The organism is Paenarthrobacter nicotinovorans, assembly GCF_007670255.1.
GTDB classification, from domain to species: Bacteria; Actinomycetota; Actinomycetes; order Actinomycetales; family Micrococcaceae; genus Arthrobacter; species Arthrobacter nicotinovorans_B.
Genome location: NZ_SZVS01000014.1, coordinates 1 through 16,501, shown reverse-complemented (window position 1 = coordinate 16,501; position 16,501 = coordinate 1). Strand labels below are relative to the sequence as shown.

The window sequence follows — 16,501 nt, the reverse complement described above, 5'->3', positions numbered from 1 at the left end:
AGTATGGATGGGTTCCCAGCCTTACGCAAACGCCGACCAAACTGCCGCGACAACACTCTTGACGGACCGTAACAGAGGCTTTAGTTTAGACCGTGACCTAAATCATGGTCTCGAAATATTTCGAGAAATTTCGAAGCCTGTCACTCTTTTTCGGCAGTAAGCACCAAGGCTTGCTCGATGATGCGACTACCCCTGGAGAAGCAATGAAGCAGTTCCAATCAACCCGGCGTTCCTTCCTGGCCCTCGCGGCTGTTACTCCCTTCGCCGTCATGGCAACGAGCGCCTGCGGCACGTCCGGTCCAGGTGGTGGTGCCAGCGGAGGCGGAGCAAGCATGTGGTTCCTTTCGGGTGAGCCAAACCAGACCACCATCCAGAAAGCCGTGGACGCCTTCGGGTCGGCGAACCCCAATGACAAGATCGCCGTAACGTACTTCCAGAACGATGCGTTCAAGACCAAGATCAAGACCGCCATCGGCGCCGGGCAAGCTCCCACCATCATCTACGGCTGGGGTGGCGGTGGCTTGAAGACCTATGCCGAGGCCAACCAGGTGGAAGACCTGACCAGCTGGTTCGACTCCAACCCGGACCTCAAAAAGAAGTTCTTCCCCGCATCCTTCGGGGCAGCAACGGTCAACGGCAAGATCTATGCCCTTCCCAACCAGTACGTCGCACCGATCGTCCTGTTCTACAACAAGGAACTCTTCGACAAAGCCGGAGTCCAGCCGCCCAAGACCTGGGACGAGCTGATGTCCCTGGTCAAGACCTTCAACGACATGGGCGTCGCCCCCTTGTCCCTGGGCGGCCAGTCCCGGTGGACCTCCATGATGTGGCTTGAATACCTTCTGGACCGCATCGGCGGACCCGAAGTTTTCAACGCAATCTTCGAGGGCAAGCCCAATGCCTGGATGGATCCGGCCGTCATCGAGACGGGCACCAAGATCCAGGAGCTGGTTTCCGCGGACGGCTTCATCAAGGGCTTCTCTTCCATCACTGCAGATTCCAAGGCCGACCAGGCATTGCTCTTCACGGGCAAGGCAGCCATGATGCTGCAGGGTTCCTGGACCTACGGTGCCATGAAGAAGGACGGGCAGAACTTCGTCCAGAACGGCAAACTCGGCTTCGTCAACTTCCCCACCGTCGCCGGCGGCAAGGGCGACCCCAAGAATGGTGTCGGCAACCCGGCCCAGTACATGTCGATCTCCTCCAAGGCCACGGACAAGGAGAAGGAGACCGCGAAGAAGTTCTTCAAGGATGGCATCATGACCGACACCGTCATCGATGCATACATCAACTCCGGCTCGGTTCCGATCGTCAACGGCATTGAAGACAAGCTGGCCTCCTCACCGGACAAGGACTTCCTGAATTTCGTTTATGCCTTGGGCAAGGACGCCCCCAGCTTCCAGCAGTCGTGGGACCAGGCCCTCAGCCCGACGGCCGCCGAAGCCCTGCTGAACAACATTGACCAGCTCTTCCTGAAGTCGATCACGCCGCAGCAGTTTGCCGAGAACATGAATGCCACCCTGGGCAAATGAGCGCAATAACTTCGCACCGGGCTCCCTCAAGCAGGCAGCGGACCCAGGGACCGGCAGAGCGTAAGTCTGCGCTTCCCTGGCTGACCGTTCCGGCTCTGTTCTTCTTCGTCGTCTTCGCAGTCGTACCCTTGGCCGGGGTGCTGATCCTGAGTTTTGCCAACTGGGACGGGATCGGCGCGATCGGCGCCGCGGGAATGGAGAACTGGACGTCGGTGTTGTCCGACCCCGAGCTCTACAACTCCCTGGGCCTGACGTTCATGATCATGATCGTTTCCTGGCTCGTCCAGACTCCCATCAGCCTCTTGCTGGGCGTCTTCACCGCTGGAACCCAGCGTTACAGGGCAGTCCTGGCCGTGCTGTACTTCCTGCCGCTGCTGCTCTCCTCGGCTGCTGTCGCCATCGCCTACAAAGCCCTTCTCGATCCGAACTTCGGACTGGCCATGGGCCTGGGCCTTCCGTTCCTCGCCCAGGACTGGTTGGGCGTCCCCCAGCTCGCCCTTTCCTTGGTCATTTTCGTGATTGCGTGGCAGTTCGTGCCATTCCACACGCTGATCTACCAAGGTGGCGTCCGACAAATCCCCAAGTCGCTCTACGAAGCGGCCCAGATCGACGGCGCGGGAACCATTAAGCAGTTCTTCCACATCACCCTCCCGCAGCTGAAATACACCATCATCACGTCCTCAACGCTGATGGTCGTTGGGTCGCTGACCTACTTCGACCTCATCTTTGTCCTCACGGGCGGCGGTCCGGGCAACTCCACCCGCATCCTGGCACTGGACATGTATTTGCGCGGCTTCCGGGCCAATCTCATGGGTCCTGCCAGCGTCATCGCGGTGATTCTCGTCGTCATAGGCCTGGCGCTGGCTTTGTTCCTCCAACGCCTCGGGGGCAAGGACAAACAGGGCAGCCAATTGGAAGGTATGTAACGTGAGTACTGTCCTCAAGAGTGATTCGAAACCTGGAACGCGCGCGTCAGCTGCCCAACCTGCAAGGTCCAAGCAAGGCCTCGGCACACGGATCAGACGGCTCAATATCCCCGGCGGCCTCGGTGGCTGGATATGGCTCGCCATCATCATCATTCCCGTCTATTACATCGTCATCACCAGCCTGAAGACTTCCGAGGGATACTTCGGTCAGAATCCGCTGGCCCCGCCGACGGCTCCTACGCTGGAGAATTACCAAATGGTCCTTGAGGCCAACTTCTCCACCTACTTCATGAACAGTGTCATCGTGACGCTGGGCTCCGTGGTCCCAACGGTCCTGATTGCCTTCATGGCCGCCTTCGCGATCGTGCGTGGACACGGAAGATACCTGAAGTTCGTGAACGGCCTGTTCCTCATGGGCCTGGCAATTCCGCTGCAGGCAACGATCATTCCGATCTACCTCATGATCATCCGCCTGAACCTCTACGACAGCCTCTTGGCCATCATGCTTCCGTCCATTGCGTTCGCCATACCGCTGACGGTCCTGATCCTGTCCAACTTCATCCGCGACGTCCCGAACGAACTCTTCGAATCGATGCGCCTGGACGGCTGCACCGAGTGGCAGACCATGTGGCGTTTGGCCCTTCCACTGACCAAGCCGGCGATCGTTACAGTGGCGATCTACAACGGCCTTCACGTCTGGAACGGCTTCCTCCTCCCGCTGGTGCTCACCCAAAGCCCTGGGCTGCGCGTCCTGCCCTTGGGGTTGTGGACCTTCCAGGGCGAGTTCAGCGTCAATATCCCTGCTGTCCTTGCCTCAGTGGTACTAAGCACGCTGCCCATCCTGGTGATTTACGTTCTTGGACGCCGCCAGCTGGTGAGCGGCCTGACAGCCGGCTTCAGCAAGTAGAAAGGTCTCTGCTGTGACACACGCAAAACCACTTCGCGTCGGAATGGTGGGCTACGCGTTCATGGGCGCCGCGCACTCCCACGCCTGGCGCACGGCACCACGCTTCTTTGATTTGCCACTGGCACCCGAGCTCACTGCCGTGGCCGGCCGGAACCCGGACGGTGTCAAGGCAGCGGCCGCGAAATACGGCTGGGCATCGACTGAAACGGACTGGCGGCGGTTGATCGAGCGTGACGACATCGACCTGATCGACATCTGCACACCGGGCAACACGCACGCGGAAATTGCCATCGCTGCCCTGGAAGCAGGCAAGCATGTGCTGTGCGAGAAGCCGTTGGCCAACTCCGTGGAGGAGGCCGCCAAGATGACAGCCGTTGCCAAGTCAGCGGCCGAGCGCGGAGTCCTGTCCATGTGCGGCTTCAGCTACCGTCGTACCCCTGCCCTGGCCCTTGCGAAACGAATGGTGGAAGAAGGCCGGCTGGGCGGGATCCGCCACGTCCGTGCCCAGTACCTTCAGGACTGGCTCAGCGACGCCGATGCTCCCCTGACCTGGCGGCTGGACAAATCCAAGTCCGGCTCAGGCTCACTGGGCGACATCGGCGCACACAGCATCGATGCCGCACAGTGGATCACAGGACTGAACATCACCGGTGTCTCAGCGCTGCTGGAGACGTTCGTGAAGGAACGCCCGATCGGTGGGGATTTCGTGGGGCTCGGCGGACACGGCGGTTCTGACGGACCCCGTGGCCCAGTCACCGTGGATGATGCAGCGCTGTTCACGGCACGTTTTGGGACCGGCGCTGTTGGAATCTTCGAAGCCACCCGCTTTGCTCTCGGACGCAAGAATGCGATGCGCCTTGAGCTCAACGGGACCAAGGGTTCTCTGGCGTTCGACTTTGAGGATATGAACTCGCTCCAGTTCTACGATTCCGCACTGGAACCGGACGCCGGCTTCCGGAAGATCATGGTCACGGAACCCTCCCATCCCTATACCGCCAACTGGTGGCCGACAGGACATGGCCTTGGCTACGAGCACGGATTCACGCACCAGGTGGTGGATCTCGTCAATGCCATCGGCGCAGGCGAGCAGCCCACGCCGTCGTTCGCTGATGCGTTGCAAGTGCAAAAAGTACTGGCCGCCGTCGAGGCCAGTGCAAACAACTCCAGCCGCTGGGAAAACGTCGAAAAGGAACCATCATGACCCGACCCATCACCCTCTTCACCGGCCAGTGGGCCGACCTGCCCTTCGAAGAAGTGGCGCGGCTCGCAGGCGAATGGGGCTTTGACGGCCTGGAAATCGCCTGCTGGGGCGACCACTTGGATCCCCAGCGTGTGGTGGAGGACGACGCCTACCTTCAGAGCAAGCTGGACATCCTGGACAAGCATCACCTCAAGGTCCACGCCATCGCCAACCACCTAACGGGCCAGGCGGTCTGCGATGACCCCATCGACGAGCGGCACCGGGACATCCTCTCCCCCGAGGTCTGGGGCGACGGCGATCCCGAAGGCGTGCGCCAACGTGCGGCAGGGGCGATGAAAACCACTGCCCGCGCGGCGGCGAAGCTGGGGGTCAAGACAGTCACCGGATTCACCGGCTCATCCATCTGGAAGTGCGTGGCCATGTTCCCACCCGCTTCGGAGGCCATGATCGAGCGCGGCTACCAGGACTTCGCCGAACGATGGAACCCGATTTTGGATGTCTTTGACGAAGTCGGCGTCCGTTTTGCCTTGGAGGTCCACCCGTCAGAGATCGCCTACGACTACTGGACGGCCAAGCGCACCCTCGAAGCCATAGGGCCGCGCGATAGTTTCGGCCTGAACTTCGACCCGTCGCACTTCATCTGGCAGGACCTGGACCCGGTGATGTTCCTGCAGGACTTCGCCGAAAAGATCTTCCACGTCCATGTCAAGGAATCCGTCCGGCAACTCAATGGACGGAATGGACGCCTCGGTTCCCACCTGCCATGGGCCGATCCCCGCCGCGGTTGGGACTTCGTCACTGCCGGGCACGGCGACGTGAACTGGGAACCGATTTTCCGCACCCTCAACGCCGTTGGATACGACGGACCGACCAGCATCGAGTGGGAGGATGCCGGCATGGACCGGCTGGTGGGAGCTCCCCAGGCTCTTCGAATGGTCCGTGAACTGGCCGCCATCCGTCCCCCGGCCGCTGCCTTTGACGCGGCTTTTGCAACACGCTGAACACTCCAACCCGACTCGAACGACAACGCCCCGACACGAAGGAAACCATGACAAGCAATAACAAGACCGCGTTGGTGGTCCGCGGCGGCTGGGATGGACACCAGCCGATTGAGGCCACCGAGCTCTTCATCCCGTATTTGCGGGAAAACGGCTATGACGTCCGCGTCGAGGAATCCCCCAAGATCTACGCAGATGCCGAGTACATGGCAGGGGTGGATCTGATAGTGCAGTGCATGACCATGTCCACCATCGAAAAGGATGAGTTCCAAGGTTTGCGGACCGCCGTCGAGAACGGCACGGGGCTTGCGGGCTGGCACGGCGGCATCGCCGATTCCTACCGCAACACTTCCGACTACCTCCACCTGGTCGGCGGACAGTTCGCCTGCCACCCGGGCAAGCACGTGGACGAGCAGACTGGCGAACAGTCGGACAACTATGTTCCCTACACCGTGAACATGCTGCCTGCTGCCGCCGAGCACCCCATTACGCAGGGAATCGGCGACTTTGACCTGGTCACGGAGCAGTACTGGGTTCTGAGCGACGATTACATCGATGTCCTGGCCACCACTACCCAAAAGGTACGTGAGTGGGATCCGTGGCACCGCGAAGTGACCTCACCGGCAATCTGGACCCGCCAATGGGGCAAGGGCAAGATCTTTGTCTGCACCCCCGGCCACCGGGTGGAGATCCTCCAAGACAACAATGTGCGCACCATCATCGAAAGGGGCATGCTGTGGGCATCCCGCTGACCCCCGCCAAGCCGCTGAATGTGGGCATCATTGGCTGCGGCGCCATCATCGCCCAGTACCTGGCCAACTTCCGACGACTGGATTCGGTGAACCTGGTGGCTGTGGCAGACCTGGATCCCGCACGGGCACAAGCGGTAGCCGACTCCTATGAGGGTGTTCGGGCCTTGGGCGTCGACGAACTCCTGGCCGCGGACGACGTTGAACTGGTACTCAACCTGACTATTCCGGCTGCCCATGCGGAGATTGCACTCAAGGCGATCGCCGCCGGCAAATCCGTCTACGGCGAAAAACCGCTCGCCGCTACTACGGAAGAGGCCAAGAAAGTACTCGAGGCGGCGGCCGCGGCAGGCGTAGTGGTTGGCTGCGCACCCGATACTGTGCTGGGCACAGGCATCCAGACAGCCAGGAAGGCGATCGACGACGGATTGATCGGGGCGCCGGTATCGGCAACAGCCACCATGGCAACCCCGGGACATGAGCGCTGGCACCCGAACCCCGACTTCTACTACCAGCCCGGCGGTGGTCCACTCCTGGACATGGGGCCTTACTACGTCTCGGCCTTGGTCACCTTGCTGGGACCGGTCGTATCAGTCGTGGGCGCCGCGAGCCATACACGCTCCGAACGCACGATTGGCTCAGGGCCACGCGAAGGGCAAACCGTGCCGGTCGACATCGACTCACACGTCACTGGAGTCCTGGTCCATGCCTCCGGCGCGCTCTCCACGCTCTTCATGAGTTTCGACGCCGTGAAGACCAAGAGTCCAAACATCGAGATCCACGGCGAAAACGGCTCGTTGATCGTCCCGGATCCCAACCATTTTGATGGGGATGTCCAGCTCTTTGCCCTCGGCTCCGAGGACTGGGAAACCCTGCCGGTCTCCGCAGGCTACAAAGATTCAGGACGCGGCTTCGGCATCGCCGACCTCGCAGCGACACCTGCAGGGCAAGAGCCGCGGGCCGGTGGTCAGCTGGCCTTCCACGCGCTGGAAGTCATGGAATCGGTACTGGCATCAGCCAAGAGCGGGCACGCCGTGGCTATCAAGAGCACCACGTCGCGACCCGCCGCAGTGGAACTCACGGAACTCGCGACGGCGGTCCACGCCTAGGTCCTCAAACTCCCGCCGAGTTGGCAGTTAATGACAATGTTGTGGGGAAACATTGTCATTAACTGCCAACTCGCGGGTGGCCGGCCCTGCGGAGTGTGGCCTCCGCATGCTTCAGGATGGGCCCGTCAATCATCTTGCCCTTGAACTGGAAGACGCCTGTGCCCGCCGAAGCAGCTGCTTCCAGGAGTTCCGTGGCGTGGGCAATGGCTTCGGGGGCGGGGGCATAGGCTTCCCGGACCACGGCGACCTGGTTCGGATGGATGCACGCCTTGGCTCCGAAACCGCTGGCCACGGAATCGCGGGACTCTTCCTTGAGTCCGTCGAGGTCGGGAATGTTCACGTACACCGCGTCGATGGCTTCCTTGCCTGCGGCTTTGGCGGCAAGCAGCACAGCGGACCGTGCGTGCAGTGCGACGGCCCGGTACCCGCCGTCGTCGTTCCTGCTGGAGAGCCCGCCCAGCGACGCCAGCAGGTCCTCCGCACCCCACATCAGGGCTGAAACATTCGGTTCGGCGGCTATCGCGGATGCATTGACAATCCCGGCTGCTGTTTCGCAGAGTGCGATCACACTGAACCCAGCCAAAGCCCGCAGCTGCTCCGCGCTCTCGGCTTTGGCCAGCATGACGGTCCGATACGGTGTCTTCTCCAAAGCCCGAAGATCGAGGTCGAATTCGGGAGTACCCACGGGATTTACCCGGACGATGGTACGGCTCGGGTCCAATCCTTCTGCTCCGGCCTGTTCCAGGACAGCATCACGGGCGCGCTCCTTGTCTGCGGGAGCGACGGCGTCCTCGAAGTCCAGGATGACCGCATCCGAGCGGTCCGCGGCCTTCGAGTACCGCTCCGGACGGTCGGCAGGGCAGAAGAGAAGGGCTGGGCCCATGGTGAAGGGAGAGTGCATGGATTTCCTCGCTGCTGGGCCTACTGATGTTCCGAAACGGTTGCCGCGTGCGCTTCCTTGGTCCACATCAGGCAGGTTCGCGTGGCTAGTGCCACCACTGTTCCGTCCTGGTTGCGGCCGGTGTGCTGCATGGTGACAACACCCTGACCGGGCCGGGACGAAGACAAACGCTTTCCAGTGACCACCGTTTCCGTGTACAGCGTATCTCCGTGATACAGCGGGTGCGGAAAGGTGACATCCGTCAGCCCCAACTGGGCGATGATGGTGCCCTGGGTCAACTGGGTGACTGACTGACCCACCACAGTGGATAAGGTGAACATCGAATTCATGAGCCGCTGCCCAAACGGTTGGGTGGAGCTCCACGCCGCGTCCAGATGAAGTGCCTGGGTGTTCATGGTCATGGTGGTAAAGAGGACATTGTCCGTCTCCGTCACCGTGCGGCCCGGCCTGTGGGCGTAAATCACGCCTTCTTCCAGTTCGTCGAAATAGAGGCCCCGCTGTTCCACGACCCGCGTCATACAGTGAGCTCCTGGTCCTCTTCGAACAGCTCGGCACCCGTAGCCGCCAAGACATCGTCGAGGGTGACGTTCGGTGCCAGTTCGCGCAGCACCAGCCGCGGGTTGCCTTCGTCCTTGACGACGTCGATCACCGCCAGGTCGGTAATGATCCGGTCCACGCATCCCTTTCCGGTGAGCGGAAGCGTGCAGTCCTGGACAATCTTCGGCCTGCCGTTCCGGTCCACGTGTTCCATCATGACAATGACCTTCTTGGCACCGAACACGAGGTCCATGGCACCTCCCATGCCCTTGACCATTTTGCCGGGGACCATCCAGTTGGCGAGGTCGCCGTTCGCTGCCACCTCCATGGCGCCGAGGACAGCCACATCGACATGTCCGCCGCGGATCATGCCGAACGAGGCCGCAGAGTCGAAGAAGGCAGCACCCGGGTTCGTGGTGACGGTCTCTTTGCCGGCGTTAATAAGGTCCGGGTCAATCTTGTCCTCGGCAGGATACGGGCCAACGCCCAGGATTCCATTCTCGGAGTGGAGGATTACCTCCACATCGTCCGGAATGTAATTCGGGATGAGCGTTGGCATCCCGATACCGAGGTTCACATACTGGCCGTTGACCAGTTCCCGGGCGACGCGGGCCGCCAGTTCGTTGCGGGTCCAGCCTTTGGCCTCGTGATGGTCGACGTCGGCCCGCCGGTATTCGTGCCGCACGGCTTCGGGGCGGGGCGGGATGTCGTGGTAGCTGTTGTCGGTCATCCTCGCGCTCCCGTCTGCCCGCTGGTCGTCGGTGTCAACGCCACCGTGCGTTTTTCGATCCGTTTCTCGCCATTCCCGGCCAGCACCACCCTCTGGACGAAGATTCCGGGAGTGTGGATGTGCTCCGGATCCAGTTCGCCCGGCTCCACGAGTTCCTCGACCTCGGCAATGGTCAGCCGGGCCGCCATGGCGCACAGAGGATTGAAGTTCATCGCTGTCGCATGGAAAACAAGGTTGCCGTGGCGGTCACCCTTCCAGGCATGCACCAAACCGAAATCCGGGGTCAGGGACTCTTCGAGCACGTAGTCGCCGTCGTTGAACGTCCGCACCTCTTTAGGTGCCGACGCGATCGCAACTGTTCCATCGGCGTCGTACTTTTGCGGAAGGCCACCCTCGGACACCTGCGTTCCGACACCTGCCTTCGTGTAGAACGCTGGGATACCGGCGCCGCCGGCACGCAGCTTTTCGGCCAGCGTGCCCTGCGGTGTGAGGACCACTTCCAGTTCCCCGGCCAGGTATTGCCTGGCAAACTCCTTGTTCTCGCCGACGTAGGAGCTGATGGTGCGGCGGATACGCCCGTCCTTGAGGAGGATGCCGAGGCCCCAATCGTCGACACCACAGTTGTTGCTCACCGTTTCCAGGTCGGTGGTTCCTTGCCGGTGCAGGGCCTCGATGAGCGAGACCGGAATCCCGCACAGGCCGAAACCGCCCACAGCCAAGGAGGCACCGTCCGGAATGTCCTTCACCGCTTCCGAGGCGCTGGCAACAACCTTGTCAATCATCCTTGATCCTTCCCTGCCACTGCCGATACAACGTGAGGTTACAGACCCAGTTCGCGCGCGATCAGCATCAACTGGACCTCGGTGGTGCCCTCCCCGACTTCAAGGATCTTGGAGTCGCGGTAATGGCGTGCCACCGTGAATTCGTTGATGAAGCCATAGCCTCCGAACACCTGGGTGGCGTCCCGCGCGTTGTCCATGGCTGCCTCGCCTGCGACCATCTTAGCGATGGCCGCTTCGGTCTTGAACGGCTTGCCCGCAAGCATCCTGGAGGCCGCATCGTAATAGGCAAGACGCGCTGTATGGGCCCTCGCCTGCATGCGGGCGATCTTGAACTGGATGGCCTGGTACTTGCCGATGTTCTGTCCGAAAGCACTGCGTTCCTTGGCGTACTTCACCGACAGATCGACGCAGCCTTGGGCGGCACCAGTGGCCAGGGCTGCGATCGCAATGCGGCCCTCGTCCAGGATTGAGAGGAAGTTGGCATAGCCACGACCACGCTGGCCCAAGAGGTTTGCTTCAGGAACCCGGACGTCGTCCAGGGTCAAGGGGTGGGTGTCTGAGGCGTTCCAGCCGACCTTGTTATAGGGCTTTTCGGCAGTAAAGCCGGGTGTGTCAGTGGGTACCAGGATGGTGGAAATTTCCTTCCGGGTGCTGCCATCGGCGCCCTCTTTGTGGCCTGTTACTGCCGTTACCGTGACCAAGGTGGTGATGTCCGTACCGGAGTTGGTAATGAACTCCTTGTTGCCGTTGATGATCCACTCGCCGTTTTCCAGGCGGGCCTGGGTCTTGGTGCCCCCGGCGTCGGAGCCGGCCTCCCGCTCGGTCAGTCCGAAACCCGCCAACGAGCGGCCGGATGCCAGTTGGGGCAGCCACTGCTCCTTCTGGGCCTCGGTGCCGAACCGGTATACGGGCATAGCCCCCAGCGAGACCCCCGCTTCCAGGGTGATGGCCACCGATTGGTCCACTCGGCCAAGTTGCTCAAGGGCGAGGGCCAAGGCGAAATAGTCTCCGCCCATGCCGCCGTACTCCTCCGGGAAAGGCAGGCCAAAGAGGCCCATCTCCCCCATCTGCTTCACCACGTCATAGGGGAAGCTGTGCTCTTCGTCGTGCTTCGCGGACACTGGAGCCACCACTTCATCGGCAAACTCACGGACCGAATTGCTGAGGTCCTGGTACTCCTCGGTGAGTCCGAAAGTGCTGTTGAGGTCGGAGGTGCTCATGCTGGGACTTCCTCGTCTGTGGGGTTTCCGGCCGCCGGTTCTTCAGCGGCCCCTTCTACGTGAATGGTGGCGAGCACCTGGTCAGCTTTGACCAGGTCGCCTGTTTTGCTGGTCAGGTGGACCCTGCCCGCGACGGATGCCACCAACTGGTGCTCCATCTTCATGGCTTCGACGGCCAGGAGGACTTGTCCCTCTTCCACGGCATCACCGTCCTTGACGGAGACGGACACGACCGTCCCCGGCATCGGCGAGCGCACTTCGGGATCGGCTGCTCCTTCGACGCGCTGGATACCGGCGAGCATCCGGCGCAGGCGTTCGGCGCGGTCCAGGACCTCCAAGCGGCATGACCACCCGTTGTTTCCCAGGAAAAGCTCACGGATTCCGCCGCGCTCACCGGGAGCAACGCCAACCGCGTAGGTGACCGGGGCGCCGTCGAACTCCAGGACGATGCTGTCCGCAGTCCTGCCGGCCAGCCGGACGGCGACCGGGGTTCCGCCGTCGACGGTTGCCGTGACGAAACCATGGCGGTCCGTGATGAATACGGCAGCGGCCGAACCGCCGGGAAGACCGAGGGTGGCCGTCCACGCAGCGGGAGCCCCCACACGCCAGGCGTCCGGTGCGCTCCAGGCGTCGCCCGCGGACGGCGAGCCTGTGCGCTCAAGCCAAAGTGCGATGGCTGCCGCGGTCATTTCCGGGTCTCCGGGATGCCTGAACTGCATGGACGCCAGCTTGCGTTCGATGAGGCCGGTGTCGAGGTGGCCTTTGCGCACCTCAGGGTCGTTGATCAGCAGTCGCAGGTACTCCACGTTGGTGTCGACGCCCAGCAGTGTGTAGCGTCCAAGCGCGGCATCGAGGGTGTCCAACGCGGCGGCGCGGTCCGCGCCCCAGGAGATGACCTTTGCCAGCATGGGATCGTAATCGCCGGTGATATCCAGTCCCTCGCGCATGGCCGAGTCGACCCGCACGTTTGCCTGGCCCTGCTGCACCCCCGTCACGCCGGGATCGCCGGCCCCGTGTTCGGCCAGCGCCACGACGCGGCCCATGGAGGGCATGAAGTTCCGCTCCGGCACCTCTGCATAGACGCGCGCCTCGACCGCGTGGCCTTTAAGTTCGACGTCGGACTGCGCCACCGTGAGCATCTCGCCGGCGGCGATCCTCACCTGCCATTCGACCAAATCGATCCCGGTGACCATCTCCGTAACCGGGTGCTCCACCTGCAGCCGTGTGTTCATCTCCATGAAGAAGAACTCGTCGGGGTTCTCATCCGACACCAGGAACTCCACGGTTCCCGCACCGCTGTAATTGACCGAGCGCGCGGCATTGCAGGCTGCCTCGCCGATCCGCGCCCGCTGAACGGCGCCGTCCGGCAGTGATTCGAAGAGTGCCGATGGGGCTTCCTCGATGACCTTTTGGTGCCGACGTTGGAGGGAGCACTCACGCTCGCCGAGGTGAATGACGTTGCCGTGGCTGTCAGCCAGCACCTGGACCTCGATGTGGCGGGGGGTCCGGATCAGGCGCTCCAAGAAGAGGGTGTCGTCCCCGAACGCCGAAGCAGCCACGCGCCTGGCTGTTTGCAGGATGGAAGCCATGTCCTCGAGGCGTTCGACCACATGCATGCCTTTACCGCCGCCACCTGCCGATGGCTTGATGAGCAACGGGAATCCGACGTCGGGTGCTGACTCGATCAGTTGCTGGTCGGTAAGGCCGGGCCGGGCAATTCCGGGCACGCACGGGACGTCGTAGGCCATTACGTGGTTCTTGGAACGGATCTTGTCGCCCATGACTTCGATGGCGCCGATGCCCGGGCCGATGAAGGTGATCCCCGCAGCATCAAGCGCCTTGGCGAACTCCACGTTTTCGGACAGGAAGCCGTAACCGGGATGTACTGCCTGGGCGCCGCTGCGATGGCAGGCGTCAATGATGGCGTCGATCTTGAGGTAGCTTTCCGAGGGAGCCGTGCCGCCGATCGCGACTGCGGTATCGGCCAGCGCCACGTGTTTGGCGTCTTTATCCGCGTCCGAGTAGACGGCAACGGAGCGGATACCCATTGCTTTGAGCGTGCTGATCACCCGGCAGGCGATCTCCCCGCGATTGGCCACAAGGACGGCGCTGAAAGGTTTTGCCGCGGTACGGGGCAGGGTGCTGGTTGTTGGCGTTGTCATGGCTACATCCTGAAGAGGCCGAAGGAGGTCTCGGACAGTTGTTGGCGGGAGACGACATCAAGGGCCATTCCGAGGACCCTTCGGGTGTCGGCGGGGTCGATAATGCCGTCATCCCACAGCCGGGCGGTGGAGTAGTACGGGCTTCCCTGGTCTTCGTACTGTTGCTTGATGGGGGCCTTGAAGGCATCCTCGTCCTCAGCCGACCATTCCTCCCCAGCTGCCTCGTATTGGTCCCGCTTGACGGTGGCCAAGACACTTGAGGCCTGGTTTCCGCCCATGACGGAGATGCGGGCTGCCGGCCACATCCACAGGAAGCGTGGCGAGTAGGCCCGGCCGCACATCGAGTAGTTGCCGGCTCCGAACGACCCGCCAATGACCACCGTCAACTTGGGCACGCGGGCAGTCGCCACGGCGGTGACCATCTTGGCGCCGTTCTTTGCGATACCGCCCTGTTCATAGTCCTTGCCCACCATGAAGCCGGAAAGGTTTTGGAGGAAAATCAGGGGGATGCCGCGCTGGTCGCACAACTCGATGAAATGGGCGCCCTTGAGCGACGATTCGCTGAAAAGGACCCCGTTGTTGGCCACGATGCCCACGGGGTGGCCGTGCAAATGCGCGAAGCCGGTCACCAGGGTGGTGCCGTAGTTCTTTTTGAATTCATGGAATTCGGACCCATCGACAATCCTGGCGATCACCTCGCGGACGTCATATTGGGCGTTGACGTCCACCGGAACCACACCGTAAAGCTCTGAAGGCTCGACGACGGGCGGCAGGACGACGTCGAGCGTTTCCCAGGCCGGCTGCGCCGGCTTCGGCAACGTCGCCACTATGTCCCGCACGATTTCCAGCGCGTGCTGGTCATTCTCGGCCAGGTGGTCGGTGACTCCGGATATACGCGAATGCACGTCACCGCCACCCAGTTCCTCCGCGGTGACGATCTCCCCGATGGCGGCTTTAACCAACGGCGGACCGCCAAGGAAGATGGTTCCCTGGTTCCGTACGATGACCGTTTCGTCGCTCATGGCCGGGACGTAGGCCCCGCCGGCAGTGCATGAACCCATCACGGAGGCGATCTGCGGAATCTTGGCCGCCGACATCCTTGCCTGGTTGTAGAAGATCCGCCCGAAGTGCTCCTTATCGGGGAAAACCTCGTCTTGCTTGGGCAGGAACGCTCCCCCGGAATCGACCAGGTAGATGCACGGCAGCTTGTTCTCCAACGCGATCTCCTGGGCCCGGAGATGCTTTTTCACGGTCATGGGATAGTAGGTGCCCCCCTTGACCGTGGCGTCGTTGGAGATGACGAGGACATGGCGTCCGTGCACCAGCCCGATGCCCGCGATCACGCCGGCACCTGGTGAATCGTCGTTGTACATGCCGTTGGCGGCCAGTGGTGCGATCTCAAGGAAAGGACTGCCCTCATCCAGGAGGAAATCTATGCGCTCCCTGGGCAGAAGCTTGCCCCGCGCGAGATGCCGCTCGCGGGACTTCGCGGGTCCGCCTAGAGCCGCTTCCGCCAATCGGCCCCTCAATTCCTCCACCAGAGCCAGTTGCGCCCGTTCGTTGGCCTCGAAGGTGCCGGTCGCGGCGCCCTTCAGGCTGGCAATTGTCTCCATCGACCCCTGTTCCATTCCCTGTTACAAGCCATTTCGGTTAGTGCCACGTAACTGAAATTTAGGTTAGTCTTTATTAACTGTGATGTCCAGCACAACAGGCCGTGGCCCACTTGCCGGCATCAGCACCAAGGAGGACAACGTGACAGCAGGCCCGGAAGCAAACATCGAAGGCCCCCGTGCCACCACTACCCAACGAAGCCAAGCAAAAGAGCTTCGCCGGTTGGCGCTGTTGTCGGCTGCTGCAGGCCTCTTCGCCGACAACGGGTTCAGCCGGGTGTCCCTGGAGGATCTTGGGGCTGCCGCCGGTGTCAGCGGCCCGGCCGTATACCGTCACTTTCCAGGTAAACAGGCGGTACTCGGCGAACTGCTCCTCAGCGTCAGCCGTGACTTGCTGGCCGGCGGATTGCGCGTAGTGTCCGAGTCCGGCGATCCCCTGTCCGCCCTGAAAGGCCTTATCCAGTTCCATGTGGACTTTGCCTTGAGCAATCCCGATGTCATCCGCGTTCAGGACAGGGACTTCAGCAGCCTCAGCGCCACCGACCAAGCAGAAGTGAGGTCGCTGCAGCGCAGTTATGTGGAGACCTGGGTTGATGTCCTGTCGCGCATCCACGACGGGGAAGATCCCTCCGGACTCCGCGTCCGGGCACACGCCGCCTTCGGCCTGATCAACTCCACGCCGCACTCGGTGCGCCAGCATGGCAGGAAGATCGCAGCGAAGTCGGCCCGGCCGATCCTTGAGCAGATGGCGTATGCGGCGCTGACATCGGACTGACTGACGTGGGGGCCCCGGGATGGGCTGGTACTTCCGTGCCATCTAATCCCTGCGCTCGAGATATTTTGCGGGTTTTCCACATAGGGAGGTCGGGGACTGATAACTGTTGCCGGGCGGTGACAGGCTTTTGGTATGGGAACAAGCGGGCAGGTGTTTAGACGTCAGGCCAACGTGCCCGACGCGCCCCACCAGTCCTTCCCTTCCCTGGAAGACACCACGCGTCGACCGGGTCCAGGTGCCAGACCCAGGCCTGCGGCCCTGGACGTGGCCTCACTCCTGGAGGTGGGCGCTTTCCTTGATGATGCGGTGGAGGCGTTGGCCGGTTTGCGGGGTGCTGCTGTGGCGGATGCCCGGTTGTTCGG

General features: G+C 62.1%; 15 protein-coding genes. 8 read left to right on the top strand and 7 right to left on the bottom strand.

Going from position 1 to position 16,501, the window contains the following annotated elements:
• Positions 1-203: 203 nt before the first annotated feature.
• Genes FDP28_RS18135 through FDP28_RS18105 form a run of 7 tightly spaced genes read left to right on the top strand, consistent with a single transcriptional unit; the run spans position 204 to position 7,422 of the window.
• Positions 204-1,532, top strand: a complete 1,329-nt coding sequence (locus FDP28_RS18135) for an extracellular solute-binding protein (protein ID WP_144662999.1) — start codon at positions 204-206, stop codon at positions 1,530-1,532.
• Positions 1,529-2,458 (top strand): carbohydrate ABC transporter permease, encoded by a 930-nt coding sequence (locus tag FDP28_RS18130; RefSeq protein WP_144662998.1) that lies wholly within the window; start codon positions 1,529-1,531, stop codon positions 2,456-2,458. The genes FDP28_RS18135 and FDP28_RS18130 overlap by 4 nt, the downstream gene beginning before the upstream one ends.
• Position 2,459: 1 nt before the next feature.
• Positions 2,460-3,365, top strand: coding sequence for a carbohydrate ABC transporter permease (locus FDP28_RS18125; protein WP_144662997.1), 906 nt, complete (start codon positions 2,460-2,462; stop codon positions 3,363-3,365).
• A gap of 13 nt (positions 3,366-3,378) precedes the next feature.
• On the top strand, positions 3,379-4,566 hold the full coding sequence (locus FDP28_RS18120) for a Gfo/Idh/MocA family protein (RefSeq protein WP_144662996.1): 1,188 nt from the start codon (positions 3,379-3,381) through the stop codon (positions 4,564-4,566).
• Positions 4,563-5,567: a sugar phosphate isomerase/epimerase family protein gene (locus FDP28_RS18115; RefSeq protein WP_144662995.1), complete on the top strand. Its 1,005-nt coding sequence runs from the start codon at positions 4,563-4,565 to the stop codon at positions 5,565-5,567. The genes FDP28_RS18120 and FDP28_RS18115 overlap by 4 nt, the downstream gene beginning before the upstream one ends.
• 47 nt (positions 5,568-5,614) lie before the next feature.
• Positions 5,615-6,316, top strand: coding sequence for a ThuA domain-containing protein (locus FDP28_RS18110; protein WP_144662994.1), 702 nt, complete (start codon positions 5,615-5,617; stop codon positions 6,314-6,316).
• Positions 6,301-7,422, top strand: a complete 1,122-nt coding sequence (locus FDP28_RS18105) for a Gfo/Idh/MocA family protein (protein WP_144662993.1) — start codon at positions 6,301-6,303, stop codon at positions 7,420-7,422. The genes FDP28_RS18110 and FDP28_RS18105 overlap by 16 nt, the downstream gene beginning before the upstream one ends.
• A 58-nt stretch (positions 7,423-7,480) precedes the next feature.
• Here the strand turns inward: FDP28_RS18105 and FDP28_RS18100 are convergent, their stop codons facing one another.
• Genes FDP28_RS18100 through FDP28_RS18070 form a run of 7 tightly spaced genes read right to left on the bottom strand, consistent with a single transcriptional unit; the run spans position 7,481 to position 15,367 of the window.
• Positions 7,481-8,323 carry an HpcH/HpaI aldolase/citrate lyase family protein gene (locus tag FDP28_RS18100; RefSeq protein WP_144662992.1) on the bottom strand — a complete coding sequence of 281 codons (843 nt, stop codon included), beginning with the start codon at positions 8,321-8,323 and terminating at the stop codon, positions 7,481-7,483.
• 20 nt (positions 8,324-8,343) lie between these two features.
• The gene (locus FDP28_RS18095) at positions 8,344-8,841 is read right to left on the bottom strand and encodes a MaoC family dehydratase (protein ID WP_144662991.1); all 498 of its coding nucleotides are present in this window, start codon (positions 8,839-8,841) and stop codon (positions 8,344-8,346) included.
• Entirely contained in the window at positions 8,838-9,590 is a 753-nt protein-coding gene (locus FDP28_RS18090) for a CoA transferase subunit B (protein WP_144662990.1), read from the bottom strand. The genes FDP28_RS18095 and FDP28_RS18090 overlap by 4 nt, the downstream gene beginning before the upstream one ends.
• Positions 9,587-10,372: a CoA transferase subunit A gene (locus FDP28_RS18085; protein ID WP_144662989.1), complete on the bottom strand. Its 786-nt coding sequence runs from the start codon at positions 10,370-10,372 to the stop codon at positions 9,587-9,589. The genes FDP28_RS18090 and FDP28_RS18085 overlap by 4 nt, the downstream gene beginning before the upstream one ends.
• 38 nt (positions 10,373-10,410) lie before the next feature.
• Positions 10,411-11,592, bottom strand: a complete 1,182-nt coding sequence (locus FDP28_RS18080; RefSeq protein ID WP_144662988.1) for an acyl-CoA dehydrogenase family protein — start codon at positions 11,590-11,592, stop codon at positions 10,411-10,413.
• The gene (locus FDP28_RS18075; protein ID WP_144662987.1) at positions 11,589-13,754 is read right to left on the bottom strand and encodes an ATP-binding protein; all 2,166 of its coding nucleotides are present in this window, start codon (positions 13,752-13,754) and stop codon (positions 11,589-11,591) included. The genes FDP28_RS18080 and FDP28_RS18075 overlap by 4 nt, the downstream gene beginning before the upstream one ends.
• 2 nt (positions 13,755-13,756) lie before the next feature.
• The gene (locus FDP28_RS18070; protein ID WP_144662986.1) at positions 13,757-15,367 is read right to left on the bottom strand and encodes a carboxyl transferase domain-containing protein; all 1,611 of its coding nucleotides are present in this window, start codon (positions 15,365-15,367) and stop codon (positions 13,757-13,759) included.
• 139 nt (positions 15,368-15,506) lie between these two features.
• Between FDP28_RS18070 and FDP28_RS18065 the strand changes: the two genes are divergently transcribed.
• Positions 15,507-16,139: an SACE_7040 family transcriptional regulator gene (locus FDP28_RS18065; RefSeq protein WP_144663094.1), complete on the top strand. Its 633-nt coding sequence runs from the start codon at positions 15,507-15,509 to the stop codon at positions 16,137-16,139.
• Positions 16,140-16,501: the final 362 nt, after the last annotated feature.

What these genes read in the sequence shown, in the direction of transcription:
- FDP28_RS18080 (WP_144662988.1), bottom strand. Translation starts at nt 11,592, where the DNA reads ATGAGCACCTCCGACCTCAACAGCACTTTCGGACTCACCGAGGAGTAC.
- FDP28_RS18085 (WP_144662989.1), bottom strand. Translation starts at nt 10,372, where the DNA reads ATGATTGACAAGGTTGTTGCCAGCGCCTCGGAAGCGGTGAAGGACATT.
- FDP28_RS18130 (WP_144662998.1), top strand. Translation starts at nt 1,529, where the DNA reads ATGAGCGCAATAACTTCGCACCGGGCTCCCTCAAGCAGGCAGCGGACC.
- FDP28_RS18095 (WP_144662991.1), bottom strand. Translation starts at nt 8,841, where the DNA reads ATGACGCGGGTCGTGGAACAGCGGGGCCTCTATTTCGACGAACTGGAA.
- FDP28_RS18090 (WP_144662990.1), bottom strand. Translation starts at nt 9,590, where the DNA reads ATGACCGACAACAGCTACCACGACATCCCGCCCCGCCCCGAAGCCGTG.
- FDP28_RS18100 (WP_144662992.1), bottom strand. Translation starts at nt 8,323, where the DNA reads ATGCACTCTCCCTTCACCATGGGCCCAGCCCTTCTCTTCTGCCCTGCC.
- FDP28_RS18075 (WP_144662987.1), bottom strand. Translation starts at nt 13,754, where the DNA reads ATGACAACGCCAACAACCAGCACCCTGCCCCGTACCGCGGCAAAACCT.
- FDP28_RS18110 (WP_144662994.1), top strand. Translation starts at nt 5,615, where the DNA reads ATGACAAGCAATAACAAGACCGCGTTGGTGGTCCGCGGCGGCTGGGAT.
- FDP28_RS18115 (WP_144662995.1), top strand. Translation starts at nt 4,563, where the DNA reads ATGACCCGACCCATCACCCTCTTCACCGGCCAGTGGGCCGACCTGCCC.
- FDP28_RS18135 (WP_144662999.1), top strand. Translation starts at nt 204, where the DNA reads ATGAAGCAGTTCCAATCAACCCGGCGTTCCTTCCTGGCCCTCGCGGCT.
- FDP28_RS18070 (WP_144662986.1), bottom strand. Translation starts at nt 15,367, where the DNA reads ATGGAGACAATTGCCAGCCTGAAGGGCGCCGCGACCGGCACCTTCGAG.